We start from the raw sequence: 26,387 nt of genomic DNA, 5'->3' as shown, positions 1-26,387 counted from the left end.
AACTTGTCATTCGACACGCTTATCTTTGAATCTTGTTTTGACAAAAACCCATAAAAGCAGCAAGACAGTTATCGTTGTTTGGATACTTAGCATCAAGATAAAGTCAAAGTGGATAAACCCTACAACTGCTGCTGCCATGGAACCTATTCCCATAACATTCAGCATCAAATTTGCACTCTCTTTGAATGTATGAATGGATGAAAGTTGGCTTTTTCTTGTCATCCACAAGAAAAAGGAAGCCCCGAATAAAATGAGACTCGTCATGACAAATAGGACAAGACCAAGACTTAAACTATAAGATAAAATGATTGTTGGACGATTACTGGCATAAAATTCTCTTTCTAAAAATCGTTGGAAATCTTCGGGCGTACGTACAGAATCTGGTTGGAAAGATGGGCTATAATTCATCGTATAGCGGCGTATACCAGATTTATCCTTTTGTTGGATCACCCATTGTTCCTTCTCAAAATCAATAAAAGTTCCATGATCGGATTGTTGTTTCTCAGATAAAGACACACCTACCAAAATTTCAGGGGTCACAGCTATCGTTTGTTGCGATGATTGTAACCCAGTTTCAGATAATTCAAGTTCAGAAAATTTTTTGGTTCCTTGTTCATCGATCAGCGAATGAACGGATAGAAATTGTTCTAATGGAATCGCTTGGATCTGATTGGCATAAAAAAGAGTCACAGGCATGACCATCAAGGAAACTAAAAATACAAATATCAAGAAAAATTTAGGCCATGATAATAGTTTGCGTCCCGCAAACACTTGAGTTGGCGTACGTAATGCGGAAAAATAGTTTAACGGAAATGTTTGCATGATCCTCTGCTCCTATCCTTTTGTTCCGCCAGATGTCAGGCCGGTAACAAAGTTCTTTTGTAAAAAGAAGAATAATAGACAAATCGGTAGTGCAATCAAAATTGCCCCAGCAGCAAAAAGAGAGACTCTTTGGTTTGTCACATCAGAAATAAATGTTTGTAAGCCGACAGCAACAGTCTGATTTTCAGGTGTTCGAAGCAGGAACTTAGCTAACATGAAATCCCCAAAAGGTCCCATAAAAGCCCATAATGCTTGAACGGCGAGCATCGGTTTGACAAGAGGTAATACAATCTGGAAAAAAATCCTGAAATGCCCTGCCCCATCAAGTTTAGCAGATTCATCTAAATCTATTGGTACAGTGTCAAAGTATCCTTTCATCAGCCAAGTATTCATTGGAATTCCACCGCCTATATAGATCATTGTCAAGAACCAGTACTTATCTAGCGCCTCTAATAGAAAAGCCATGACATAAAAGGCAGTCAATGCTGCCATAGTCGGTACCATCTGAATCACTAAAAAGAACATCAAACTTGATTTGCGGCCGATAAAACGATAACGGCTATACGTATAGCCAGCTAAAGTTACTACAGTTACTTGTACGATCATCGTTAGGACAGAGATGATTAACGTATTTTTATACCAAGTCCCGTAAAGTGTTTCACTGAATAGCCGAGTAAAGTTTCCTAAAGTCCAGTCACTTGAAAGATCTAAACTAAAAGCTGCAATATTTCCTGACTTGAAGGCAGTACTTGCTGTGATCAAAAGCGGATAGATGATAATGACTGACAGTATTAAAAGAAAAAAGTAAGTAAAAAAGTGAGAAAGTCGTTTTTGGAATCGAGCACTCGAATGAAATTTTTTCATTGTTAATCCCCCATATTGAACGCATTTGTCTTTTTAAATACCAGCAATGACACACAGATAACGATGACGGAGATAATCAACGTGATTGCTGAAGCCATAGAATATTGCGGAGAAGTTCCAGTCGTAAGTTTATAGATCCAGGAAATAAGAATATCAGTAGAACCAGCTCCTCCGCCTACGCTTCCGGGACCACCATTGTTAAACAGATAGATCATGGAGAAATTATTGAAATTCCCCGTATACTGTGTAATAAATGTTGGTGCTGCCACTAGAAATACAGCTGGAAGTGTGATATTTGAGAAACGTTGCCATGCATTTGCTCCATCGATTTTTGCTGCTTCATACAAATCTTCAGAAATCGACTGTAAAATCCCTGTAACCATTACATAGATATAGGGAAATCCTAACCATCCTTGAACCAAGATGATTGCCACTTTCGTCCAGTTCGGGTCCGTTTTCCAAGAGATTGCACTGATATCTACAAAAGGAAGCTGGTTTATGAAAGGAATCACTTGAGTATTGATGGCACCTACGCTATCGTTGAATATATTCGAAAAACTCATGATAGTAATAAAAGCTGGGACCGCCCATGGTAATAAGAAAATGATACCGAAAATACGTTTGAATTTAATAAATTTCTGGTGAGCAACAACCGCTGTGAGAATACCAAGGGTGATTTGCAAAGTTGTTGCACATAAAGTCCAAATCACGGTCCACGAAAAGACTGCAAAAAAAGTATTACGATATGAGCTTAAAAAGAAGATACTAAAAAAGTTTTTAGCCCCTACCCAATCAATCAAACTGGCTGGTGGAATATGATTGAAGTCATAATTAGTAAATGCAGTGAACAATGTAACTAGGACTGGGAAAATGATCGTAAAAATCATGAGAAGATAAGCGGGAAGTGTCAATAGATAAGGAAAACCTTCATCACCTATATTATGTATGACTTCCTTCATCGTCCGATTGATTTTTTTGCCCTCTTGACGCATCTTCGCTACTCGATAAGCGTCTAAAAGATTCAAACCGTAAAAAATCAAGAAAATGATTGTAATGATGAATTGCAAAGTGCCTTCAATCAAAATAAATAATGAATGATCTTCCATTGGTATACTTCCCAAAGTAACCAATCCTACCAATGCATGAAATCCGCCCAGAAGCATCTGACCAATGAATAGGACGAATATGGCGAAAAAAACGATACCTTTAAAAGCTTGGCCATTTACAAACTGCCCCATCCCTGGAATAAGTGAACAAAGCGTGATTTTTTTTTCGTTGATATTGCTTGTTTTATCTTGCTGCATCTGAATGCCCCCTCTAAACTTGCTAAACCGCAAACTGCTTTTAAGATAATGGCAACAAGAGCAAGATAATTTTCCATCTCGCTCTTGCCACTTTTATCTGAAGCACCTGTTCCATTTTTTATAAAAATGGACGGTTATCATTTTAATCAGTATTTTTGTTCTATGGCTTCACTGATTGTTTTTACTGCTTCATCTGCGGATTCTTTTGGTGTTTTTGAACCTGATGCTGCATCGAACATCAAGTTTTCTGCACCTGTCCAAACTTCGCCCATTTCTGGGATGTTTGGCATCGCTTGAGCTGTTTCATATTGTTCAATCACAGCTGTTGTTAATTCATCGTTTTTAGCCTTTGCTGTTTCCCTAGCTTGTTGGTTTGCAGGGATTTCATTTACCATTTCAAAGAATTTTTCTTGATTTTCCTGATTCGTTACATAATCAAGCCATTTTTGAGAGAGGTCTTTGTTTTTAGCATAATTGCTGACTACCCATCCTTTTCCTCCGCCAAACGGTTGATAAGGCTGTCCATTATTTAGAGTAGGAATTTTGGCTACACCATAATTGATATTGTTTTCTTTGTATGTTTGCGCTTGCCATGGACCGTCAATGATTGCTGCAGTTTTATTGGACATGAATTGCTGGCTGGCGAAGTCTCCTGCACTTTTTATGTCTTGCATTCCCTTTGGCCAAACATTTTTGAACCAATCTGTTGCATAAGAGATTCCTTCTACAGCACCTGCATTATTCAAACCGATATCTGAAGGATTTGTACCATCATCACCAAATACATAGCCACCGTAACCTGCAATTAAACCATAGGAATAATAAAAGTCAGTCCATTTAGCTAAAAATCCTGTATTTTTTCCTGCTTCTGACTCAAAAGCAAAACGACTGTCTTTGGATAGATTCTCCAAATCTTTAAACGTTGATGGTGCTGTATCGACTAAATCTTTGTTATAGTACAAAACAAGGGTCTCGATTACTGCAGGTTCTCCGTAGATTTTTCCATCATAAGTCACTTGGGCTTTGTCTGTTTCATCGTAAGCTGCTTCATTTCCCAGTTTTACTTCCGCCAGATGTCCTTGCTGTCCTAACGCACCGATCCGGTCATATGCTGCCATCATAACGTCAGGTCCCTTTCCAGCAGGCCCATCTAACGCTAATGATTCCAACTGATCGAACATGTCCTTTTCTACTAGCTTGATTTTCACATCGTTTTCTTTTTCGAAAGTGTTTTTTATTTCGTTTATATAATCTTTATATCCAGAATCAACGGAAACTGTTAACGTTTTTCCTTCATCGGCTTCCCCTTCTGCTGAAGAGTTACCATTGCCACAAGCCGCTAATCCGCCTAAGATTCCTAAAGAGATTAACCCTAAACCCAACTGTTTCACACTTCTTTTTTTCATCTTCATTTCCTCCTGTGTATTCAACGTGCTGTTACACCCTTATTATAATGGGCACAAATCTTCATTTGCAAACGCTTTCTTGTTGTTACCGGTAACAGTTTTCAACACATGATCAAAAATCCGTATTGTCGTATCTCTGCTTTCCCGTCTTCTAACAACTGACAATTTTGACTAAGAATCACCTCATTTTCCTGTTCTACTACCCAAGGTTCTTTTGACTGATTAAAGTAAACATAGATGATCTGTCCCTCTAGTTCCCGTGTGAAATAGAGCTTATCTTCACGATCATTTACTATTAGCCACTGAGTAGAACCTTCAGAAATAATCTTAGACAACTGTTTCCTTAGAGAAACAAGTTCTTTTATAAAACCGAATAGCTCTAGATCTTGTTCCTCCTTCTCCCATATCATACATTTGCGGCAATTCGGGTCATCTTCACCAGTCATCCCTATTTCTGTCCCGTAATAGACACAAGGAGACCCTTTTTGAAGAAACATAAAGGCCATCACAGACTTCATCAATTCTTTGTTACCTTGGCAAAGGGTCAAGATCCTGGCAGTATCATGAGAATCTAATAAGTTAAATGTTCCTTCGTTCACCTGATCTCTGTAAAGCATTTGCTGATGATTCATTCCACTGACCATTTGTGAAGCTGTGATTTTCTTTTTTGCAAAATAATCTTTAATCGAATCTGTAAATGCATAATTCATCACTGCATGGAATTCATCCCCTTGCAGCCAAGCTTGAGAGGAATGCCAAATCTCTCCAAGGATATAGATGTCTGGTTTGATTTCTGTAACTGCTTCTCTGAATTTTTTCCAAAAATGATGATCGACTTCATTAGCAACATCAAGACGCCATCCATCAATATCGAATTCTTTTATCCAATAAGTTGCGATATCCAGCAAATATTTTTGCACTTCTGGATTTGCTGTATTTAGTTTCGGCATGAATGGAGTAAAAGCAAAAGTATCATATGGGATATTTTCAGCAGTTTCTGGTAAGTCAGTCATCTGATAAGAATCTACTGGGAAAAAACGGATGTGGAACCAGTCTTTATAGATCGATTTTTCTCCGTTTTTGAGAACGTCTTGCCACTGTGGTGAATGGACACCCATATGATTGAATACAGCATCGAACATGATACGTATCCCTCGTTTATGTGCTTCATCAATTAAGTTTTTTAAAAGTTTTTTATCTCCAAACGCGGGATCGACTTCATAATAGTCGATCGTATCGTACTTGTGATTGGATGTAGCTTTAAATATGGGACAAAAATAGATGCCATTGATGCCAAGGTCCGTCAAGTAATCCAAATGATCCATCACACCTTGCAAATCTCCCCCGAAGAAGTCTTCTCGGTCTGGATCTTTACTTCCCCAAGGTAAAGTGTGTTCGGGGTCATTTGCTTTGTCCCCGTTTGCAAATCTTTCGGGAAAAATTTGATACCATACTGTTTCTTTTACCCATTCTGGAATAGTGAATCGATCGATTTGATGAAAATAAGGTATTCGAAAATAAAAATTTGGTTCAGTAATCACATTTTCTCGATAAGGAAAAATTCCTTGATCACCGTAAAAACAGTCCGTGTTATCTTCCCCAACAACATGGAACGCATACTGTAAGCGCCTTGTTTCGCTCGTCACTTCAATTTCCCAATAATCATGAACATTGGTACTTAGACATTTTTTCATTGGTCGTTGTTTTTGATACCATTTTTCAGTTGTTATGGTATATGGATCTCCACATAGCACATATACTTTTTTGATATCATTTTTCCTAGTACGAAGCCGAATACGAAATCTTGTATTCGTATATAGAAATGCATATTCACTTTCCGGTCGATGATAAATTGCAGCTGTATCCATTGATTTCCTCCTTGTGTTTTAATATGACGTCATCACTATAAGTGATAGAGAAGCAAAAGACAACGCTTTCAAAAATGTTATCGGTAACAGTTTTTTGATACCGAATTTTTATTTTTTAAACGTGCCAAATAGATAGACTTAAAACTTTTAAAAGTTTTAATCTACTTCCTGTACTATTTAGTGTCCTGAATTTATCTTAAGCGATCAATTTCTCCAATTTTCTAAAGTAAAAGTTTTTTAACAGTTTTTAACGTAGAAGTATATTCTAGAAGAATGTAACATAATAATTTAGACTAGCCTAATTTTTTTATTAATTAAAGTTAACTTAAGGTGAAAAGTAAGTTATAATAAGATAAGAGTATTATTAATGAATTAAGGAAGTGGATAAATGAAAGAAACGAGACAATTTATATGGACATACATTAAGATTATTTTTGCCCTCTTCATATTAGGAGTCGCTATCAATATGTTTTTAGGGCCTCATCATATTGCTGCTGGAGGTGTCAGCGGTCTAGGAATATTACTGGAAGCTGCTTTAGGCTTTGACCGAGCTATAGTTATTTTAGTGTTGAATATCGTTATGTTGGTACTAGCTCTTCTATTTTTAGGTAAAAAGCCCTTTTTTAAAGTACTTTTCGGAAGCTTGGTTTTTCCTTTAATCATTGCAATAGTTCCAGAAACAATGATTACTTCAGATCGGTTGTTGTCTGTCATTTTTGGAAGTGCGATTTTTGCTTTAGGAGTTGCGATTTTATATAAAAACAACTCTTCTAGCGGCGGTACGACGATCCCTCCCCTCATTTTTAAAAAATATTTCCACTTGAATACTTCGATTGGCTTATTTTTTACAGACGCATTCGTTGTTTCTCTTAATCTGTTTGTTTTTGGAATAGAAGAGTTTCTTTATGCTATTTTATCTATTGCAATCACTTCAATTGTCATGACTTATATCGAAACAGGTATCAATCGAAAGAAATCTGTTATGGTCATGAGTGAACATTATTTGGAAGACATCCGCCTTCGCTTAAGTGCTGAGATTGGACGTGGCCTTACCCTGCTAGAGGCAAAAGGCGGGTATAATCGAAAGTCAAAAGAGGTTTTATTGATCGTTGTGACTGATCATGAATTTTCCCGAATGAAACCATTGATAGAAGAAATCGATCCAAGTGCCTTTGTCATTGTCAGCAGCGTAGCAGAAGTAATGGGACGCGGATTTACTTATCATCCAATCGAATGAGTTGGTAAGTAAATCCGCTTTTTTGAATGCGTTTTCTTTAACTGGTATAATAGAATAATCTAGTAACTGTTCGACTGAAAAGGAGAGGAGATCTTTATGCATAAAGGAACGGAAATCGATTTTGTATTAAATGATAGTTTGAAAGCACTAGAACTGTATCAAACAATCTTTGATGAAATACAACTGATTGAGGCAACAGATTACCCTAGAGGCAATAATGAAGTCATTTTTACCTTGTATGGCACGAGATTCCATATGCTGGATGAAAACACGTCTCTTGGTTTGACTGCTCCTACTGCTGAACATCCAAATACGATCTGGTTCAATATCATCGTCTCTGATATCGAGGACACACATAATAAAGCATTACGAAATGGCTGTGTAGAGATTCAAGAAATGACAGAAATGATGGACTTTGGTGTGACTAACTCAATGTTCAGAGATCCTTTTGGTTATTTATGGATGCTTCATCAGGTCCATCGTGAAGTAAGTTTTGAAGAAAGAAAACAACTTTTTGAGAAATATATGTAATGTTTATGATGAGATTAGTTTTTGTCTCTGATATTTTTTGTATATGTTTGCTATTCGAGAAAGCGCGTCTGTTTCATGTGCTTTCTCTTATTTATCTTATGCCAATCCATTTCTTTGCTTTTCACAATTATATTGTGTAAAATTCAATTGTATAAAATATAATTAAAGGTGGTAATTTTATGAAAAAAATGTATTCTACGAAAATGATCAACACAGGCGGACGCTCTGGAGAAGTGCATAATCCCGATCGTACATTCGAATTGAATATTGCAGCTCCTGGTAAACGCGTCGAAAATGCAACCAACCCTGAACAATTGTTTGCAGCTGGTTTCAGTGCATGTTTTAACAGTGCATTAGAATTGATCAAACAGCAAAAAAATATCTCTGGGGCTTCTACTGTCAGTGCACAAGTTTCCCTTTATTCAGAAAGTGAAACGAGCTTTGTCTTAGGTGTAGAGATTGAAGGATCTATCGAAGGTCTTTCTCTGGAAGAAACGCAAGAATTATTAGAGGCAGCGCATAAAGTGTGTCCGTATTCAAAAGCTACAGCTGGAAATATAGAAGTTACTCTGAAAGCAGTTAGTGAATAGACTTTTTTGTGTAAATCCGCTATGATACACTATAGTAAAACAGCGGAGGTGGAAAAATGGAAGATCTATATTTAGTTAATCAAGTATGTTTTCCTTTATATGCCGCCTCTAAGGAAATCATTAGACACTACACTCCCCTCCTCAAGCCGCTGAATCTTACCTATACCCAGTATCTTGTGATGTTAGTTTTATGGGAAAAGAAAAAGACTTCAGTGAAAGAGCTAGGAAATGATTTGTGTCTGGATTCTGGTACGCTGACTCCCTTACTAAAAAAGTTAGCAGAAAAAAATTATATTAATCGTCAGCGTGAAACGGGTGATGAAAGAATCGTAAATGTTACGCTGACTCCTCAAGGTGCTGCGTTGCAAAAACAAGCAGAAGGTATTCCACAAAAGATCAAGTCTTATCTTCCACTTGAACAGGAAGAATTGGATACACTGCAACATCTGACCCGAAAAATGCTAGATAATTTTCATCAAGACCAGAAAAAGGGCTGAAACTGCTAGATGAACGATTTTATGAGGAAAACCAACTCATAAGATAACGTCATTTAGCGGTTTTTCTTTTTGCTCTTTCTCTTTCTTATTTTCATATTCCATCATATAATGAATAACGTGTTTATTTTTTGTTATTTGGAGGTTGTCGATTTGACCGTTTATCAGCGTTTTTTGGCGAATGAAAAAATACGCCGTCTCACTGTTTTATTATTTGTCGTTTTTGTTCTTTTCTTAGTTAGAAGTATGATTACAACCATTTTGCTCACATTTATCTTTACTTATTTGATGATTCATCTTGTTCAAATCATTCAACGATTTGTCCGAATCCCTACAGGTGTTTTAGCTATCATGATTTATACACTGATCGTTTACCTTATCTATCTGGCATTCACAAAGTATATCCCGATGCTTATTCATCAAACATTTGATATGATCCAGTCCGTTATTGATTTTTACGAGCATCAGCCAAAAGATGCAGATCCTGTTTTACAATATATCCATACTTATATTGAGCGAAACGATTTTTTTGAACAGCTTCAAAATGGCGCTTCGATTGCGCTTGGCTATTTACAGGATATAGGAAAAATGGCAGTGGCGTTTGCTATGTCATTCATCTTAAGTTTCTTTTTTATGATTGAAAAGAAAAAAACAATTGTATTCTCAAGATTGTTTTTAAAAAGTGAATTTTCTTGGTTCTTTCAAGATATTTACTATTTTGCCGATAAGTTTGTCAATACATTTGGTTTGGTATTAGAAGCTCAATTTGTTATTGCTCTTTTAAACACGTTGCTCACTACAATCGCCTTGGCTGTATTTGGCTTTCATCAGCTGCTGAGTTTAGCGATCATGATTTTCATTTTAAGTCTGATCCCAGTAGCAGGTGTTATCATTTCTTGTATTCCTCTATCTTTCATAGCTTATTCCCAAGGAGGCATCCGAGATGTTGTTTATATCCTGATTACGATTTTGATTGTCCATCTAATTGAGTCTTATGTGCTGAATCCGAAGTTGATGTCCAGCAAAACAGAACTGCCGATTTTTTATACATTTGTGGTCTTACTTGTTAGCGAACGGTTCTTTGGCGTTTGGGGCTTGATTGTCGGCATTCCGATCTTTACCTTCTTTTTAGATGTATTGAAAGTGAAAAAGATCCCGAACCATCTTCCAAAAGAAACAGATATCCCTTAAAATAAATATGAAGAAAGATAAAGTATGAACGACCCCAAATATCAGATTTCAATCTGGTATTTTGGGGTCGTTTTCTGGATATTTCTTTTTATTTGAAAAATGCGTTCACAGACATTATTCAAATGTTAGAGAGATCTGTTTTGTTTAAATCTTTTTGCAGAAAGCATTGTTGCTATACTTAATAGAATGATTCCGCTCCACAGTATAACTTTGTTTTGTGACTCTCCGGATTTTGGTAGCTGTTTATTTTTCGTTTCAGGACTAGCAAAGGTTGTATCCTTGCTTCTTTTTAAGGTTTCAGCTGATTGGGCGCTATCAAATATTCGTGATTTTTTATTCAGCTGCTCTTCATTTATTTTTAGAATTGCTAGATTTGATTTTTTACTCTCTTTTTTTCCATCCTCTTGAATTGTTTTTTTGTTTATTTTTTCTGGTATTCCTTGGTCTCTTGCGTCCGTATCTGGTTCTGGAGTCACATCTGGTTTTTCTTCTGGGTCTACATCTGGTTTTTCTCCAGGGGTTATTTCAGGTTTTGATTCATTGTCTGGCTCTGGTTGAGTTTCTGTATCGGGTTCTTCTCCAGGTTCTATTTCCGGTTTCTGTTCTCCGTCTGGATTTTCTGTAGGCGGTACTTCTGGCTTATTTTCATTTTCTGGTTTATCTGTTGGTTCTTCAACAAGATCTCCTCCTGAGTCGATAGCTGAATCTTGCTCAATTGTCTGCCGCTGACTATACGGCGTTAAATGATGATGATCGTTCGGTAGTCCATCTGATACCTTGACAGTAAAAAGCGCTGGTTTTAACAAGTCCTGATTTAATGTAACGGTGAAGGTAAATATCGCTTGCTTGTGTTGGATAGTCAAAGTGTTCTCGTCATAGCCAATCGACAAAGCGGGATCAACATTCTCAAATGTAACAGCTGATTGTAGTATAGGTGCTAAGTCTCCTGAATAGTCAATTTTTGCTTTGATGGTCGCTGTTTGTCCTTTTCTTAATTTTGCGACTCCTGAATTGAAGGATGAAAATTCATCCTGAAAGGTAATTCGATTGACGTTGGCCCACTTGGTTTCTGTCCATTTGGCTGTTTCTATCTCCTCTGTGTGGACTGTCTGATTTATAGTAAGCGATAAGCTTAAGGCTGCAAATGTTGATATTAAGATGGTTGAATATCTCATAACTCTCTCACTCCTTGATTTTTTTGTATGCAAGAAATAAGATAGTAGAGATTCTACCTATATGTTTACTGTTTTTTTGTCTAAATTTATGAAAAAAACAGTAATATTTTCAAGTTTTAACAATTTAAGTAAAAAGGAGCCTCTTTCATGCAAACTCAAGAAGCGATTAAAACGTTTCTCTTGAAGAAAAAAAGCAATACAGAATTAGATATTTTTCTTTTCCTATCTGAACATCATTTCTTTATTACTACACAATATTTAGCAGATCATTTCCATATGTCTGAATCAAATTTTTTACTATACATCAAAGAATTAGAACAAGACTTTGAGCGTCTCAATCTAACAGAACTGCATATTGATAAGCAAAAACCTTTTTTAAAGTTGAATTTTGAAGGAATTGATCCGGCTTACTGCTATTATCGTCTATTTGGAAGATACTGCAACGAATCAGTCAGTTATCAGATCTTGACTTCTTTGTTCAGCTGTCAGACAAATTCGATTATCAGTTTAAGTCAGCAAACAAACTATAGTGCCTCTTATTTGTATACGAAAATGAAAAAGATTAATGCATTTTTAGCATTGTACGGTTTGTCTATCTCCTTTTCTAATAACGGCAGAAAGTCTTTTTCTGGAAAAGAGGTACAAATTCAATATGCAGCATTAGATATTTATTGGAACATCTTTTCAAGTACTGCTACAGAATTTTATGATGAAGATCCGCAAGTAGTGGCTTTTATGATGAATACTTTTTTTAAAAAAGAAGTACTTGACCGACTAAATAGCGGTATGATAGATAAATTATATTTTCTATTAAAAATATGTAAAGAGAATTTTCCTGCAACTTCTGTGAAAGACGTACAAAAAGAATTCACAGAGTATGAATATATTGACTTTTTTATTGATCCCTCTGTAGATATTTTGCGACCTAATCTGCCAATTTGTCGCGAACAACGCATCTTAGTGAATATTTTAGCTCGACTTTCTATCACGAAAATCGAATCGGAAGAAACAAGCTTGGAGCAATACAAACTTTTAAAAAAGCAAACGTTCCTCATGTTCTTTATTCAAGAGAAATGGTGGAGTCCTTTTGTACTGTATTTGATTTGTTTATACCTGAAAAAGAAAAGATTCTTTACTCATTGGCATTCGCACGAAATAAACTTTATAATGGATTTCTTAACTTCAATCAACCAAATACGCCCCTTCCTACTTTCATGCTTTATCAAGAACATAGCGTATTGAAAGAAGTCCAAACCGCCATTGAACAATTTTATATGGATTTCAGAGAACAAAATCAACACTTGTTACCAGTTATTTTAGAAAAGGAAAATGTGCAATGGATGGTTGAAGACCTAGTACATTTGTATGATCGCTACAAAAAACAGCCGCGAATTGTGATTGGTGTGAACTATACGCGTGATTTCTATATCAGTAAAGATCTGATCATTAAGATAGAACAAATTTTTTCAAATGAATCGATCAAAATACAAAATGATTTTATGGAGAACTGCAACATCGTTATCAGCGACTGCCCTTTGAAACAATTGCCTTCTCATATCAAAAAAATCTATATTTTAAAAGGAATCATCACACCAGAAGACTGGAAAAAAGTGATTATGAGGATCTCAGAATATATCTTTGAATTAAAAGAAGAAGCACTCATGGATCAATCGAAAAAAGAAAATCAAGTTACTTCCTAGACCAAATAAGATACATAAATCCGAATGCTTATTAACAACCTCCGGATTTATGTATCAAGAATTTGAACACCCTCCTTATTTACATAATAAAATTACAGTTTTTTTCACTAATTATCTTTACTTTTGTTTCCTTTTTCGATTGCTTCCCATAATCCATTTAGATAAACAGCACCTAATGCTCGATCATATAAGCCGTATCCTGGTCTTCCTGTCTCATTCCAGATCATTCTTCCATGATCAGGACGGATGTATCCGTTAAATCCGTTGTCATACATTGTTTTTAGTATGCGGTACATGTCTAATGAACCGTATTCGGATTTATGCGGTGCCTCATAGAAATCTCGATTAGCTAAAAATTTAATATTTCGAACATGTGCAAATGGGATTCGATCTCTTTGGCAAAATTCTGCTAAAATTCCATATACATCATTTTCTGGATCTTCTGCAATACTCCCTGTACAAAGAGTGATTCCGTTATAAGGGCTGTCTACTATGCGGCACAACCAATCTAAATCTTCTCGATTCTTTACGATTCGAGGTAATCCAAAAATCGAGTATGGCGGATCATCTGGATGTACAGCCATTTTGACCCCTACCTCTTCACATGTTGGGATGATTGATTGGAGAAAATAGGCAAAATTTTCTCGAAGTTTTTCTTCGTCTACTGATGCATAGGCTTCAAGCAAGGATTTGATATGAGCTAAGCGCTCAGGTTCCCATCCCGGCAATTCAAATTCATTGCTGGAATGTTCGATGCGCGCGACGATTTCTCTTGGATCATCTGGAATATCATCAGATATAAAAGCTAACGTGGATGAGCCGTCTTCTAAGCGGTAGTCAAGGTCAGATTTCACCCAGTCAAATACAGGCATAAAATTATAGCAGATGACTTCTATTCCATATTCTGCCAAGTTTCGGATTGTCTGCTTATAGTTTTCGATATACTGCTCACGGGAAGGTAATCCAATTTTAATGGCATCATGCACATTGACGCTTTCAATTACTTTTAGTGTTAACCCACGAGACTCAATTTCTTCTTTTAGTTCTTTGATCCTCTCCCTAGGCCATACCTCTCCTACTGGTATATCCATCAATGTGCCTACAATCCCTTTGACCGCAGGAATCTGTCTGATTTCATCTAAGGTAATCTTTTCTTCTTGTGATCCGTACCATCTAAAAGTCATTTCCATGATAAATTTCCTCCATGTTCTTGTAAGTAATCCTGTAATGTTTTTCGTACGGCATTTGGTCCTGCTACCATCTTGATGAACATTTCTTCTATTTTTCTGCCAAGCTCTGCTTGGTAAAGATCTACACCAAAAATTTCTTTATTTGACAAAATAGGAGCCATTTTCTCATGAATATGTGATGTATCTTGCGTACCCAGTTGAATATCGGAAAGCTTATGCTGAAGGTCTGTCAATAGTGGGTCTGGACTCGGGATGAATGGTTTTCCTTGATCATCAATGCCAATAAGGTATCGAAGCCAAGCAGCGAGAGTCAATGGTATGAATACAAGTGTCTGCGGGTCTTTAACTTCTATTTCCATATATTTTTTAATCGTCTCACCATAACGAATCGCCACCTTTTGAGAGGTATCCGTGGCGATTCGCTGAGGCATATCAGGAATATTTGGATTAGAAAAGCGCACAGTAATTACTTCTTCCAGAAAGATCTTTGGATCAATGATACCTGGAGACTCCACAACTGGGAGGCCTTCATTGTACCCGATTTCAGAAACTAGCAGCGATAAATCTGGATCTTTCATCTCCTCAGCTATGCTCCTATACCCCAGTAAACAACCCATAATAGCTAAAGACGTATGCAAAGGATTAAGGCAAGTCGTCACCTTCATCGTATCTGCTTTATCTACCGTTGCACGATCAGTCAAGAATACCCCAGCTTTTTCGAATTTCGGACGTCCATTGGGAAAATGATCTTCCATGATTAAATAATGGATGTCCTCTGTATTGACAAATGGAGCAATATTATTTCCTTTTGCGGTTTGGAAAATCGACATATTTGAAAAGCCCTCTTTTGCCAACATTTTGCTAACTGACAAGGAAGGATTCGGGGTGATACGATCAATCATCGTCCATGGAAACGCAACAATTTCTTCATTCGATAAGTATTGGATAAATGTATTTTGTACATGACCTTCCTTTTGCCATTCTTTTGCGATCGTTAGCAAAGAAGTACGTAATTGACTACCGTTTTGTGAAAAATTATCTGTAGAGACAAGTGCAATCGGCCAAGCTCCAGATAAAAAACGTTTATAAAGTAGCGCAGCAAGAATACTCATTGTATGTGATGGCTTCTTTGGACCATTTTTTATATCAACTGCAATCGGTCCTATATATTTATTATTTGTATCTTTCAATCGATAACCTTTTTCAGTAATAGCAAAAGTAACTAATTGTAAACTAGGATTTTCAAAGTGTCGAATCATCTTATCAAAGTGTTCAGAACAATCTGGATGACAATACAGACTGTCAGCTGTCGCAGCTAATATACGTTTGACGAACTCTCCACTGCTTGGCATGACCACTTCAAGAATCAAATCATCAAAATCTTGGTAAGCCCTTTCAATTATTTCTTCATCGAATGTTTCACAAACAATGACACCAGTGGACAATTCGCCTAGATCCGCTAAACGTTGAGCGATTTCTGCATGAAATCCTCGATAAAGATTTCCGCCACCGAAATGGATCCAGACAGGATTTTTTTGTCCATTTTCTCTTAATGATGCACGGTCAAAATGAGGTATTTCTACTTCTTTTTGAGATAATTCAGGAATAAAGTTCCTCCAGTTGTTTAAATCAATCATTTTTCCCCTCCTAAACTAACATATTAGTTTTTGTATTCAAGTGAATTTTATGCAATAAAAATCGCTATGTCAACCAAAATTTTACTATTTATACAAATTTCCTAGTTAATGTGACATATCAGATTATTTTTCAGACCTCTTCTGTTATACTACGTTCATAGAAATGATTTTGGAGGTATAAAAATGAAAAGCAGCTTGCAATCTCAAGCTTATCAAGCGATTCGTAAACAAATTATCTATGCTGACTTAGAACCTGGAAGGAAAATATCTGAAAAGGCACTGGAGGAACATCTTGCTATCGGCCGGACTCCCATTCGCGAAGCATTGATTCAACTACGTCAGCAAGAACTCGTGTATACGATACCTCAAAGTGGTACGTATGTTTCAAAAATTAATCTTGTTTCTGCAGAAAATGCTCGCTTTGTCCGAGAACAGTTGGAAGAGCAAATCATGATTGAATGTTGTTCCAAATTGGACACACAAACACGAATAGTGCTAGAAACGATTTTAGAAGAACAAGAAAAAGCAGTCAAAATAAATGACGAACGCGCTTTTTTCCGTGCAGATAATTTATTTCATGAAGCTTGTTTCGAAATTGCAGGAAGAAAAGAAGTTTGGAACTGGTTAGATGACCATAATACCCATTTAGAACGTTTCCGCTGGTTACGAGTGACCATTCAGGGGCTTCCATGGGAAACGATCATGGAACAACATTATGATTTACTCAAGGCTTTAGTTGATAAAAAACCAGAAGAAGCTCGATTTCAAACGGGATTGCACTTACACATGATGCTGAAAGAACAGGAAACTGTTACTCAACGTTATCCCGAGTATTTCCAGCAGTAGCATTTTCTTGCGACCTCTTCTATTTTTATAATTAACCTTCGTTTTTGAGTAATCTTTATTAAATAACAAAATATCCATTGACTTTGCAACTCCAACTAAATTACAATAATTACAAATAAATAATCATTATTGGAGGTTTTACTATGTCATTGATTGGAAAAAAAATCGAAGAATTTAATGCACATGCTTATCATCAAGGAGAATTTTTAGAAGTCAGTGAAAAAGATCTTATGGGGAACTGGAGTATTCTTTGCTTCTATCCAGCTGATTTTACTTTTGTTTGTCCTACTGAATTAGAAGACTTACAAGAACAATACAGTACATTGAAATCTTTAGGTGTTGAAGTCTTTTCTTGCTCTACCGATACCCACTTTACTCACAAAGCATGGCATGATACATCAGATGCTATCGGTAAAATCGAATACGTGATGATCGGTGATCCGTCTCATCAGATTTCTCGTATTTTTGATGTTTTGGATGAAGAGCAAGGATTAGCTCAGCGAGGAACATTTATTATTGATCCAGACGGAATCGTTCAAGCTATGGAAATCAATGCAGATGGAATCGGTCGTGACGCTAGTGCACTGACTGATAAGATTCGCGCTGCTCAATATGTACGTACCCACCCAGGTGAAGTTTGTCCGGCAAAATGGAAAGAAAGTGGCGAAACATTGAAACCAAGTTTTGATCTTGTTGGAAAGATTTAGGTGGTGGATATGTTAGACAAAGAAACTAAACAAAATCTCGAACAATATTTAGCACTGATTGAATCTCCTATTGTTTTTTCTGTTAGTTTGGATACTAGTGAAAATAGTCAAAAACTAGCTGAATTTACGAAGGAAATAGCAGAAATGTCTCCTAAAATCTCTTGGGAAAAAAGAGATTCGATGCGAACACCTAGTTTTTCTATCAATCCAGTTGGCAAAGAAAGTGGAATCGTTTTTGCTGGTATCCCCCTCGGTCATGAATTTTCCTCTTTTTTACTGGCTATGTTACAAATTAGTGGACGGGCACCGAAAATCAGTGAATCTTTGAGTCTTAAAATCAAAAAAATAACACAAACATTGCATTTTGACAGTTATGTTAGCTTGACTTGTCATAATTGCCCCGACGTTGTACAGGCATTGAATATATTAGCTGTATTAAATCCAAATATTACTCATACGATGATTGATGGTGGGATGTTCCAAAAAGAAATCGATGATAAAAAAATCATGGCAGTGCCAACTGTGTTTTTAAATGGAGAAGAATTTAGTAGCGGACGCATGACGATCGAACAAATTGTTGAAAAAATCACTGGCCCTTTGATTGAAGAAGAGTTGTTTGAAAAAGAACCTTATGATGTATTAGTGATTGGCGGTGGACCAGCAGCTAGTAGTGCAGCTATCTATGCATCACGTAAAGGAATCCGTACAGGACTTGTCGCTGATTCTTTCGGCGGACAAGTCGTTGAAACACTCGGGATTGAAAATATGATTGGTACCCCTTACACAGAAGGTCCAAAATTGATGCAGCAAGTAGAAAGTCATGTGCGTAGTTACCCTATCGACATTATGATGAATCAACAGGCCGTTTCCTTAAATAAAGAGAAACATTTTATTAATATTGGCTTAGCTAACGGTATATCACTTAAAGCAAAAACCGCAATCATCGCGACAGGTGCGCACTGGCGTTCTATCAATGTACCAGGCGAAAAAGAGTTTAAAAATAAAGGAATTGCTTATTGCCCACACTGTGACGGCCCTTTATTTAAAGGAAAAGAGATTGCTGTAATCGGTGGTGGTAATTCTGGTGTTGAAGCAGCGATTGATCTAGCTGGGTTAGCAAAACATGTTTATGTTCTAGAATTCTTACCCGAATTAAAAGCAGATCAAGTTTTACAGGATAAACTAGTTTCTCTTGCGAATGTCACTGTTATCAAAAATGCAGCGACGAAAGAAATCAGCGGGTCGAATCAGGTCGAATCTCTCTCCTATATCGATCAACATACGAAAGAGTTGCATACTCTAGCTGTTTCAGGTGTATTCATTTTAGTCGGTTTACTTCCTAACACGGATTGGCTAGATGGAACAATCGAAATGAACCCAAGAAATGAAATAGTGACTGAGAAAAATGGCGCGACGAATATCCCCGGTGTTTTCGCAGCTGGTGATTGTACAGATAGTCCATACAAACAAATCATTGTTTCAATGGGTTCAGGAGCTACTGCAGCTTTAGGAGCCTTCGATTATTTGATGCGCACTTGAGCGATGAAGATTATACAAAAGACAGATAGAGGTTGTAAGCCTGCCGTTTCGCTCCGAGTCACAAGGAACAATTTAATAAACAGTTTCTCATGTTTGTTGAATATTGTGACTTGTGACCAAGGAGTTGACAGGACAACACCGTTCACTCGGAAAAAAGGATTGTGACAAGAATTTTGTCACAATCCTTTTTGTTTTTTTGAATAATCGCTTTTTCTTCTCTTTTTCTTATATACTATAAGTAGTAAATAATTTGAAAAAAAGAAAGGTGACTGATTATGGCGCAAAATCGTATTTTTACGACAAGTTTTGCAAGCGTTTATCCTATGTATGTAGCAAAAGCGGAGAGAAAAGATCGTATAAAAGAGGAAGTAGATGAAATCATTTGTTGGCTGACGGGTTATTCCCAAACAGAACTAGAATATCAACTACAAAAACAAGTGACTTTCGAACAATTTTTTGCGGAAGCCCCTGTCCCCAATCCTTCACGTTCCTTGATTACAGGTGTTGTTTGTGGTGTACGAGTAGAAGACATCGAGGATAACTTGATGAAAGAAATTCGTTATTTAGATAAAATGATCGATGAGCTAGCAAAAGGCAAAAAAATGGAAAAGATCCTCAGAAGTTGATTTTTCCAGAGATATTCTTCTCCTTCGCTCATTTTGTAACATTTAATTTGGTAAAATGACTAGTTCACGTTAAAATAAGTCAAAGGAGGTTTTCTTATATGTTTGAGACGATTAAACAAAATATTCAAAAATACGCCTTATTAAGAGCTGCTGTTTATATTATTTCTGGGATTGCGATTGTGCTAAACCCTTCTGCTGTTTTTCATTTTATCGGTTATCTGATCACTGCCTATCTTGTTTTGCTTGGGTTGTTGAATCTTTTTGAGGCTTACCGTTTTAAAAGGAAAACAGGTTCTTGGAGTATCGGTCTGTTCAGTGGTCTTTTTTTCCTGATCTTAGCTCTGATCGTTTATGCTTTTGCACCTGCCATTGTTTCTATCCTGCCGATTCTTCTTGGATTAGCCGTTATCATCAACAGCTTGTTCCAGTTATTCTTCAGCATGAATACAAAAGCTAAAAGTTGGAGTGTTTATAGTATTCTGTTGTTGATTGGCGGATTCGTCTTATTGTTCAATCCATTCAAAAGTTTGATGCTTCTATTCCAAATATTCGGCTTTATTTTGATTTTCATGGGCATCCAGGAGATTATCAATTTCATCAGAATAAGAAAAATGACTATACGTTAATCATTTTTAGTTATTAAAATAGACCGTATAAAAACCAACAATCCAAAAAAATCTTTTGGATTGTTGGTTTTTTTGTGAGTATATTTTCCTATTTTTTCAATAATGTATGTTATGCTAAGTTCGGGCTATATTTTATACAAAGGAATGATGAGAATGGAATTTATTGGTATTTTATGCCTGATATTGATTTCAACAACGATTGGCTCACATATCTCGCGGAGATTAGGTATCCCAGCAGTGATTGGACAATTACTTGTTGGTGTTTTGCTAGGCCAAGCTGGATTGAATTGGGTCAAACCTGATATTCTAGTCCATGACTTTTCGGAGATTGGTGTGATCTTATTAATGTTTTTAGCTGGTCTGGAAAGTGATTTATCTCTTTTGAAAAAATATTTCCGACCTGGTATGTTCGTTGCTTTGCTTGGGATCATCTTCCCGGTTGTTTTTGGCTGGTTGACAGGCGAAGCATTCCAAGTTTCGGGAAATGAAGCGATTTTCTTTGGGATTATTCTTGCGGCAACTTCTGTCAGTATTTCAGTAGAAGTATTAAAAGAACTAAACGTAGTGAATACAAAAGAAGGATCAACAATTTTGGGTGCTTCTGTGGTAGATGACATTTTAGTCGTTTTAGTTCTAAGTTTCAGCCTATCTTTTCTAACGGGGGAAGCTTCTAGCAATGCTTCTTTACCGCTTGTTTTGATTGAACAGCTAATTTATTTTGTTTTTATTTTCTTATTAGTCAAATGGATTGCGCCTTTCCTACTTTCATTTGCAGAAAAAGTGTACGCAAATTCTTCTATTATCATCGTATCGCTAGTTATTTGTTTAGGAATGTCTTACGTAGCGGATCTTGTTGGGCTTAGCTCTGTCATTGGTGCTTTTTTTGCAGGGATAGCTGTCAGTCAGACAAAGGTTAAAGAAGAAGTATACCACAATGTAGAGGCTTTAGGATATGCAGTATTTATACCAGTATTTTTTGTCAGTGTAGGATTAGAAGTTGATTTTTCTGACTTTAGTGAACAACTACTCTTTATTTCTATATTGACGCTTGTAGCGATTTTGACCAAATTGCTTGGAGGGTATTTTGGTGCTCAGATTGCCGGTTTTTCTCAACATAGTTCATTGATGGTCGGTGCTGGTATGATCTCTCGTGGAGAAATGGCTTTGATCATTTTACAAATTGGACAGCAAAGTCAATTGATCGAACCACAGTACTATTCACCTTTAGTTATCGTGATTTTATTAAGTACACTTATTTCTCCACTTGTTCTAAAATATTTTACAAAAAAAGTTTATGAAGTGTGAGTAAATCAAAAAGAAGTTGTGAAAGAGACATCGTGAAAACCGTTTATTTGAAAAAAGGACTGTGACGATAACGCCACAGTCCTTTTACTGTACTTAAAAAGCAATTTTTTATTGATAATTTTGGTTGAGGTATTGCAATAGTTCCGGTGCTCGTTTGGTTGCTGAATCATCATCTTCTTTATTTTCCAACATGCTGACCATCATATAACCTTGGTTATCAGGATTGAAAGCAAACAAGAAACTGTTCTCTTTCCCTTTTTCATCCTGTTTTTCTTTGATTTCCGCTGTACCAGTTTTCGCTGCCAACGGAATCCCTAAAGCAGAAAGAGAATGTGCTGTACCATTTACATCTTGCACAACTTCTCTCAGATCTGGCACGATCGTTTGTACTGCTGTTTCGCCGATGACATTCTTCTTATCTTTTGTCTCTTTATCTGCAATCAATTTAGGATAGACAAGTGTGCCATTGTTGGCAAAAACAGAATACATTGCTGCTTGCTGGATAGGATTAATTAGAAGTTCGCCCTGTCCATATCCAGTATCAGCTAGCAAGATATCTGAGTTAAAGCTATCTTCATTAGAAATTTGTGCTGGATTCATACTAATTGGCAAATCAAGGTCTTCACCAAAAATGAATTTATCTAAGCCTGTACGAAATTTTTTCTCACCCATTTTCAACGTTTCTTGTGCCATATATATATTATCGGAATAGATCAAAGCAGTTTTTAAGTCTACTTGTGATACATCACTGACACGCGTTACTTGATAAGATCCCCAAGAACTGTCTTTTTGCCATTTAAGCCCGTTGATCGTCAACACTTCATTTGGATCGATAGTGCCGTTGTCAAGACCGATTGCTGCTGTAATCATTTTAAACGTAGATCCAGGAGCATAACCTGTCGCAAATCGGCTGATGAATGGCTGTTCAGGATTTTCTTCATAAGCTTTGTAATCTTCTTGTGAGATCCCGTTTGTCATTTTGTTTGGATCATAGCTTGGAGAGCTAGCAAGCGCAAGAAGATCACCGGTTTTTGGCGTTGTCGCAACAGTTGATCCAGCTTTTCCTCCTAGACTGTCAAAAGCTGTTTTTTGTGCCTTCGCATCGATTGTCAATTTGATATCTTTGCCATTTTGAACTTCATGTTCGATCAGAACTTTTTTCTCTACACCGTCTGCATCTGTAATGCTTAATTTCCCACCTGTTGTCCCACGAAGATCCTTATCAAAAGCCATCTCCAAACCTGAGCGACCGATTTTTCCATTACTGCTTAATTCTGGATTCTTATCAATATCTTCTGCTGTGATATCTCCCACGTAACCAATCAGCTGAGCAGCTGCTTCACCCAAAGGATAATATCTGCCGTCTACTTCTTGAATGGTAGCTCCAGCTGGAAGTTCTGGCGTTGCTCCATCAATGATTTTCAATGGGACAAAGTAATCGGGTTGTACCCAGCTTTGTGAAATCGCCTGATTGATAGCATCTTCTGTTAAGTCGAAGGAGGAAGCAATCGCTTTGATATTGGCTGTTTTTTCGTCTCCATCTCCAAGTTTACTTGGAACGACTCCTAATTGTTTTAGTTTGCCTGTTGTTGCTAATGGTTCACCATTTCGATCTATAATATTCCCTCTTGCTGCTTCTTGTGTGGTCAGGCTTACTTTGTCATTTCCTTCCATTTCTGGAAAAACCAAGTTGGGTTGCCAGTTGATCGTGGTTTGACCATCATTTCTGTCTAATGTTCCTTTATAAGAAAGATCTTTCAATTCACCTAATGAGGTATTCATCTTTGCTTTATATGAAAAACTGTAAGTAGAATCGTCTTTTTTATCTACTTTTAGATTCGATATCTGAAGTCCTTTGACATCAGCAGCACCGTATATATTCTGGTATTTCTCTAAGATCTCTTTTTCAGATAATGCACTTTTATTTGCCGCCTTTTTTGATGCCATTTCTGCAGCTTTGTTATAATCTCCTTTGTTCAAAGCTTGGACAAATTGCTCAACCGTCTTTTCTCCAGCTTCTACTGCTTGGTTTTCTTGATAGTGCTGGTAGTAAAAATAACCGCCACCCGCAGCTGCTATTAAGATCACTGCGCCGGAAATATAAGCGCCTGTTCGATTTTTGCCGTGCTTGTCACTTCTTTTCATTTTTTCCTCCTTCTCTTGCTTGTCATTCCTTTATTTTCACTATTTATCCCTGTTTATTCTAACATAATAAAAGAAGTCAGAACATAACATAGATTGTTATTTCTAACTTCTTTTATTTTCTTTACTTAATTATTCAGAAATTTTTTGATTGCTTCTTGGTTTTTGGTCAAATCTAATTCCAGAACACTTCCGGAAGGCGTATTGTCGTTGAAGTCCCAACTGCCGTCTACTGGTACGGATAATGTATCGATCTTTTTATTATTGTCTTTGAGGAAATCCATACCACAATCCAGAAGCACACTTTCTGGAAGGTTCGTTTGGATACTACCAAGTAATTTCCCAACCGCTTTGGGTAGCTTGAATATTGAAGTTACGTCTTTCAGCTGCTGAGAGATAGCTTTGATCACTTGCTGCTGCCTTCTGATCCTCCCGAAGTCTTCCTTCTTTGTCTTCCCGAAATCGAGCATACTGGAGTAAAGTATTACCATCCATCACTTGCTCTCCTTTGTTTATATATACGCCATCTAAATCTAGAGATTTTTCTGCATCGATCTTGACTCCACCAGGAAAAAGTTCATTAACGCAATCGATAAAATCTTGAAATGTGATACTTGCATAATAGGGAGCTTCAAATTTGAAATTTTCCTTTAATGTTTGATTTAATAAATCAACTCCCCCATAAGAGTAAGCTGCATTTATCTTATTCATTCCGTAACCTGGAATATCGACATATGAATCTCTCATGATAGAGATCAGTTTTGCTTGTTGTGTTTTCTGGTTGTATTGTGCAACCAGAAGTGAATCCGAGCGACCGTTTTCGTCTTTCGAACGAGCATCTGAACCAATCAAAGCCACATTTAGTGTGGTAGGGACACTTTTCGGCTCTACCTTTTTCACAGTTGAACTCTGTTTTGCAGACGAAAATCCATGGATAAACTCAATCGAAAAATAGCCAACTACTAATGTAAGCAGTAACAAAATAGATAATATGATTTTTTGAGATACTTTCATTGCGAATTCCTCTTTCTAAAAGAACCTCTCGCTTGAAAAATAAAAGATTGTACTTTATGATAATTCAAACTGAGAGTTTCTCAGTTTCTCTTTATTGTTTTTCAGATCGATAGAGCGGCAACTCTTCGGCCTGTATCTTTGAAGAAATATTCAACGTGATTCCGATTCCTAAAGAAAGGATCAGATAACTTGTTCCTCCGTAGCTAACAAATGGCAATGGCACACCAGTCATTGGCATCAGCCCCGCGATACTTCCCACGTTCATTATCGTCTGAACGAATAGCAAAGTTCCGAATCCTAAAAGAAACAATCCAGCTTGCTGATTTTTACAGCGACTGCTTAAACAAAAGATTCTCATGCATAATGAGAACAATAAGAAAAGCACACACAATGCACCGATTAGCCCAAGCTCTTCTGTAATAATCGAAAAAATAAAATCTGTTTCTGTCTCTGGAAGATACCCTTTTTTTGTGATACTATTTCCTAATCCCCGCCCAAATATGCCACCATTATATAGTGCATAAAACGAATGGGTCATTTGATAGCCCGCACCATGACTATCGATAAAAGGATCTCTTAAAGTCGCGATCCTTTCATAAGCATGATTAAACATCTGTGGAAGCCAACCTTTATTTCCTAAATATAATACCCCGCCTGCTGCTCCAATCAGCAATGCAGAAAAAGTAACGATTAGATAGATCCCTTTTTTAAATGGAACCGCCGCTGCCCAAAATATGACCCACGCAATCGAAAGGATCATCAATGCTCCAGCAATCTTTGGCTGGAATAAAATCAGAAAAGTTATACCTACTGTAATCAGGAATGGTTTTTTTAGATCTTTTGGGCTACTATTTCCGTCACGAAAAAACCAGCTTAAATAAAAAATCAAAAAAAGATTTGCCAGTTCAGAAGGCTGGAATTGAATGCCAAACAGAGAGATCCAACGTTGTGCGCCATTGACAGTGACACCGAATATCCCTATTCTTACTAATACTAAAAAGAAAATCGATAAGGCTAAACCGTATCCTGCTATTTTAGGGTGAAGTAAATAGTGTAGTTTGACTGAACGAGCTAAGAAGATCACGCTCCAACTCAAAAATATGAAAATTAGTTGACGCAATAATAGACTTTTTGTATTTTCATCGGCTTGCAATAAACGATAAGAACTGGCACTGTATACTTCTAAAAGACCGATCATGGACAAAGTCAAATAAGGACCCAAAATCCACCAATCGATCTTTTTTCTTTTTTCACCGCATCTCCTCCTCACACAGCAATCCACTTGTCAGGTGAGGAGCGAGTTTGTCTCATCAAATAAGTCAGTCACAAAAATATAAAGAAAAGGTCAGAAACCTTTTCGAACAAGAATTCTGACCTAGCATCATCTCATCGTCCGAGTTTTAGCACTATACAACGTAAAGAAAACATTCTTAGCTATTGGAAAAAGCCTTAATCCGACAGTTTCTGTTTTACCCATTGGCGACTTTCGACGTTTCTGGGCAACAGCCTATGTTTGTATAGGAGCCTCACCTAACAAGGTTATTACTATATTCTATTTACGAGTTCATGATAG

Annotated in this window: 21 protein-coding genes, 2 pseudogenes and 1 riboswitch; of the genes and pseudogenes, 12 read left to right on the top strand and 11 right to left on the bottom strand. The window is 36.8% G+C overall.

Annotation, left to right across the window (positions count from 1 at the left end):
• Positions 1-6: 6 nt before the first annotated feature.
• The 5 genes from IGJ87_RS05965 to IGJ87_RS05945 all read right to left on the bottom strand — a co-directional run bounded on the left by IGJ87_RS05965 (position 7) and on the right by IGJ87_RS05945 (position 6,264).
• The gene (locus tag IGJ87_RS05965) at positions 7-822 is read right to left on the bottom strand and encodes a maltodextrose utilization protein MalA (RefSeq protein WP_002298453.1); all 816 of its coding nucleotides are present in this window, start codon (positions 820-822) and stop codon (positions 7-9) included.
• A 12-nt stretch (positions 823-834) separates the two neighbouring features.
• Positions 835-1,686, bottom strand: coding sequence for a sugar ABC transporter permease (locus tag IGJ87_RS05960; RefSeq protein ID WP_002288156.1), 852 nt, complete (start codon positions 1,684-1,686; stop codon positions 835-837).
• Between the two features lie 2 nt (positions 1,687-1,688).
• The gene (locus IGJ87_RS05955; RefSeq protein WP_002288157.1) at positions 1,689-2,990 is read right to left on the bottom strand and encodes a carbohydrate ABC transporter permease; all 1,302 of its coding nucleotides are present in this window, start codon (positions 2,988-2,990) and stop codon (positions 1,689-1,691) included.
• Between the two features lie 146 nt (positions 2,991-3,136).
• Complete coding sequence (locus IGJ87_RS05950) at positions 3,137-4,396, bottom strand: extracellular solute-binding protein (protein ID WP_002288159.1); 1,260 nt, start codon at positions 4,394-4,396, stop codon at positions 3,137-3,139.
• 101 nt (positions 4,397-4,497) lie between these two features.
• Positions 4,498-6,264: a glycoside hydrolase family 13 protein gene (locus IGJ87_RS05945; protein WP_139914011.1), complete on the bottom strand. Its 1,767-nt coding sequence runs from the start codon at positions 6,262-6,264 to the stop codon at positions 4,498-4,500.
• Between the two features lie 388 nt (positions 6,265-6,652).
• Here IGJ87_RS05945 and IGJ87_RS05940 point away from each other — a divergent pair, with 388 nt between their 5' ends.
• From IGJ87_RS05940 to IGJ87_RS05920, 5 genes are all read left to right on the top strand, one after another.
• The gene (locus tag IGJ87_RS05940) at positions 6,653-7,501 is read left to right on the top strand and encodes a YitT family protein (RefSeq protein WP_002288161.1); all 849 of its coding nucleotides are present in this window, start codon (positions 6,653-6,655) and stop codon (positions 7,499-7,501) included.
• A 96-nt stretch (positions 7,502-7,597) separates the two neighbouring features.
• Positions 7,598-8,032 (top strand): VOC family protein, encoded by a 435-nt coding sequence (locus IGJ87_RS05935; protein ID WP_002288162.1) that lies wholly within the window; start codon positions 7,598-7,600, stop codon positions 8,030-8,032.
• Positions 8,033-8,211: 179 nt separating this feature from the next.
• Positions 8,212-8,622, top strand: a complete 411-nt coding sequence (locus IGJ87_RS05930; protein ID WP_002288163.1) for an organic hydroperoxide resistance protein — start codon at positions 8,212-8,214, stop codon at positions 8,620-8,622.
• Between the two features lie 56 nt (positions 8,623-8,678).
• Positions 8,679-9,119: a MarR family winged helix-turn-helix transcriptional regulator gene (locus tag IGJ87_RS05925; protein ID WP_002311986.1), complete on the top strand. Its 441-nt coding sequence runs from the start codon at positions 8,679-8,681 to the stop codon at positions 9,117-9,119.
• A gap of 108 nt (positions 9,120-9,227) precedes the next feature.
• The gene (locus IGJ87_RS05920) at positions 9,228-10,307 is read left to right on the top strand and encodes an AI-2E family transporter (RefSeq protein ID WP_002288167.1); all 1,080 of its coding nucleotides are present in this window, start codon (positions 9,228-9,230) and stop codon (positions 10,305-10,307) included.
• Positions 10,308-10,432: 125 nt separating this feature from the next.
• Here IGJ87_RS05920 and IGJ87_RS05915 read toward each other — a convergent pair whose 3' ends face one another.
• Entirely contained in the window at positions 10,433-11,482 is a 1,050-nt protein-coding gene (locus tag IGJ87_RS05915; RefSeq protein ID WP_002298457.1) for an LPXTG cell wall anchor domain-containing protein, read from the bottom strand.
• Positions 11,483-11,629: 147 nt separating this feature from the next.
• Between IGJ87_RS05915 and IGJ87_RS05910 the strand changes: the two are divergent.
• Positions 11,630-13,182, top strand: a pseudogene (locus IGJ87_RS05910) (helix-turn-helix domain-containing protein).
• A gap of 107 nt (positions 13,183-13,289) precedes the next feature.
• Here IGJ87_RS05910 and uxuA read toward each other — a convergent pair.
• Together uxuA and IGJ87_RS05900 are read right to left on the bottom strand one after the other, a co-directional pair.
• On the bottom strand, positions 13,290-14,372 hold the full coding sequence (gene uxuA, locus IGJ87_RS05905; RefSeq protein ID WP_002296275.1) for a mannonate dehydratase: 1,083 nt from the start codon (positions 14,370-14,372) through the stop codon (positions 13,290-13,292).
• Positions 14,363-16,009: a mannitol dehydrogenase family protein gene (locus IGJ87_RS05900; RefSeq protein ID WP_002311989.1), complete on the bottom strand. Its 1,647-nt coding sequence runs from the start codon at positions 16,007-16,009 to the stop codon at positions 14,363-14,365. Before IGJ87_RS05900 ends, uxuA begins: the two co-directional genes overlap by 10 nt.
• 183 nt (positions 16,010-16,192) lie before the next feature.
• On the opposite strand from IGJ87_RS05900, the gene IGJ87_RS05895 reads away from it, so the two are divergent.
• The 6 genes from IGJ87_RS05895 (at position 16,193) to IGJ87_RS05870 (ending at position 21,658) form a co-directional block, all read left to right on the top strand.
• On the top strand, positions 16,193-16,855 hold the full coding sequence (locus tag IGJ87_RS05895; RefSeq protein ID WP_002288176.1) for a GntR family transcriptional regulator: 663 nt from the start codon (positions 16,193-16,195) through the stop codon (positions 16,853-16,855).
• A 143-nt stretch (positions 16,856-16,998) separates the two neighbouring features.
• Positions 16,999-17,562: an alkyl hydroperoxide reductase subunit C gene (gene ahpC, locus IGJ87_RS05890; RefSeq protein WP_430610053.1), complete on the top strand. Its 564-nt coding sequence runs from the start codon at positions 16,999-17,001 to the stop codon at positions 17,560-17,562.
• A gap of 9 nt (positions 17,563-17,571) precedes the next feature.
• Positions 17,572-19,101 carry an alkyl hydroperoxide reductase subunit F gene (gene ahpF, locus IGJ87_RS05885; RefSeq protein WP_002325720.1) on the top strand — a complete coding sequence of 510 codons (1,530 nt, stop codon included), beginning with the start codon at positions 17,572-17,574 and terminating at the stop codon, positions 19,099-19,101.
• Positions 19,102-19,376: 275 nt separating this feature from the next.
• A complete protein-coding gene (locus IGJ87_RS05880) occupies positions 19,377-19,727 on the top strand; it encodes a DUF2200 domain-containing protein (protein ID WP_002288180.1) in 351 nt (116 codons plus the stop codon).
• 98 nt (positions 19,728-19,825) lie between these two features.
• Entirely contained in the window at positions 19,826-20,353 is a 528-nt protein-coding gene (locus tag IGJ87_RS05875; protein ID WP_002324862.1) for a DUF308 domain-containing protein, read from the top strand.
• A gap of 153 nt (positions 20,354-20,506) precedes the next feature.
• Complete coding sequence (locus IGJ87_RS05870) at positions 20,507-21,658, top strand: cation:proton antiporter (RefSeq protein ID WP_002298469.1); 1,152 nt, start codon at positions 20,507-20,509, stop codon at positions 21,656-21,658.
• Between the two features lie 108 nt (positions 21,659-21,766).
• Here the strand turns inward: IGJ87_RS05870 and IGJ87_RS05865 are convergent, their stop codons facing one another.
• The 3 genes and pseudogenes from IGJ87_RS05865 to IGJ87_RS05855 form a co-directional block, all read right to left on the bottom strand.
• Positions 21,767-23,803, bottom strand: coding sequence for a penicillin-binding transpeptidase domain-containing protein (locus tag IGJ87_RS05865; RefSeq protein ID WP_002325722.1), 2,037 nt, complete (start codon positions 23,801-23,803; stop codon positions 21,767-21,769).
• A 125-nt stretch (positions 23,804-23,928) separates the two neighbouring features.
• A pseudogene (locus IGJ87_RS05860) lies at positions 23,929-24,814 on the bottom strand (LCP family protein).
• A gap of 91 nt (positions 24,815-24,905) precedes the next feature.
• Positions 24,906-26,012, bottom strand: coding sequence for an FtsW/RodA/SpoVE family cell cycle protein (locus tag IGJ87_RS05855; protein ID WP_025478677.1), 1,107 nt, complete (start codon positions 26,010-26,012; stop codon positions 24,906-24,908).
• 180 nt (positions 26,013-26,192) lie between these two features.
• Positions 26,193-26,359, bottom strand: a riboswitch (M-box (ykoK) riboswitch).
• Between the last annotated feature and the right edge of the window lie 28 nt (positions 26,360-26,387).

This window comes from Enterococcus sp. DIV1411a, assembly GCF_050531945.1.
Classification (GTDB): domain Bacteria; phylum Bacillota; class Bacilli; order Lactobacillales; family Enterococcaceae; genus Enterococcus_B; species Enterococcus_B faecium.
This window is presented reverse-complemented; position numbering and strand designations above follow the sequence as displayed.

What these genes read in the sequence shown, in the direction of transcription:
- IGJ87_RS05965 (WP_002298453.1), bottom strand. Translation starts at nt 822, where the DNA reads ATGCAAACATTTCCGTTAAACTATTTTTCCGCATTACGTACGCCAACT.
- IGJ87_RS05960 (WP_002288156.1), bottom strand. Translation starts at nt 1,686, where the DNA reads ATGAAAAAATTTCATTCGAGTGCTCGATTCCAAAAACGACTTTCTCAC.
- IGJ87_RS05955 (WP_002288157.1), bottom strand. Translation starts at nt 2,990, where the DNA reads ATGCAGCAAGATAAAACAAGCAATATCAACGAAAAAAAAATCACGCTT.
- IGJ87_RS05950 (WP_002288159.1), bottom strand. Translation starts at nt 4,396, where the DNA reads ATGAAAAAAAGAAGTGTGAAACAGTTGGGTTTAGGGTTAATCTCTTTA.
- IGJ87_RS05945 (WP_139914011.1), bottom strand. Translation starts at nt 6,264, where the DNA reads ATGGATACAGCTGCAATTTATCATCGACCGGAAAGTGAATATGCATTT.
- IGJ87_RS05940 (WP_002288161.1), top strand. Translation starts at nt 6,653, where the DNA reads ATGAAAGAAACGAGACAATTTATATGGACATACATTAAGATTATTTTT.
- IGJ87_RS05935 (WP_002288162.1), top strand. Translation starts at nt 7,598, where the DNA reads ATGCATAAAGGAACGGAAATCGATTTTGTATTAAATGATAGTTTGAAA.
- IGJ87_RS05930 (WP_002288163.1), top strand. Translation starts at nt 8,212, where the DNA reads ATGAAAAAAATGTATTCTACGAAAATGATCAACACAGGCGGACGCTCT.
- IGJ87_RS05925 (WP_002311986.1), top strand. Translation starts at nt 8,679, where the DNA reads ATGGAAGATCTATATTTAGTTAATCAAGTATGTTTTCCTTTATATGCC.
- IGJ87_RS05920 (WP_002288167.1), top strand. Translation starts at nt 9,228, where the DNA reads ATGAATAACGTGTTTATTTTTTGTTATTTGGAGGTTGTCGATTTGACC.
- IGJ87_RS05915 (WP_002298457.1), bottom strand. Translation starts at nt 11,482, where the DNA reads ATGAGATATTCAACCATCTTAATATCAACATTTGCAGCCTTAAGCTTA.
- uxuA (WP_002296275.1), bottom strand. Translation starts at nt 14,372, where the DNA reads ATGGAAATGACTTTTAGATGGTACGGATCACAAGAAGAAAAGATTACC.
- IGJ87_RS05900 (WP_002311989.1), bottom strand. Translation starts at nt 16,009, where the DNA reads ATGATTGATTTAAACAACTGGAGGAACTTTATTCCTGAATTATCTCAA.
- IGJ87_RS05895 (WP_002288176.1), top strand. Translation starts at nt 16,193, where the DNA reads ATGAAAAGCAGCTTGCAATCTCAAGCTTATCAAGCGATTCGTAAACAA.
- ahpC (WP_430610053.1), top strand. Translation starts at nt 16,999, where the DNA reads ATGTCATTGATTGGAAAAAAAATCGAAGAATTTAATGCACATGCTTAT.
- ahpF (WP_002325720.1), top strand. Translation starts at nt 17,572, where the DNA reads ATGTTAGACAAAGAAACTAAACAAAATCTCGAACAATATTTAGCACTG.
- IGJ87_RS05880 (WP_002288180.1), top strand. Translation starts at nt 19,377, where the DNA reads ATGGCGCAAAATCGTATTTTTACGACAAGTTTTGCAAGCGTTTATCCT.
- IGJ87_RS05875 (WP_002324862.1), top strand. Translation starts at nt 19,826, where the DNA reads ATGTTTGAGACGATTAAACAAAATATTCAAAAATACGCCTTATTAAGA.
- IGJ87_RS05870 (WP_002298469.1), top strand. Translation starts at nt 20,507, where the DNA reads ATGGAATTTATTGGTATTTTATGCCTGATATTGATTTCAACAACGATT.
- IGJ87_RS05865 (WP_002325722.1), bottom strand. Translation starts at nt 23,803, where the DNA reads ATGAAAAGAAGTGACAAGCACGGCAAAAATCGAACAGGCGCTTATATT.
- IGJ87_RS05855 (WP_025478677.1), bottom strand. Translation starts at nt 26,012, where the DNA reads ATGATCGGTCTTTTAGAAGTATACAGTGCCAGTTCTTATCGTTTATTG.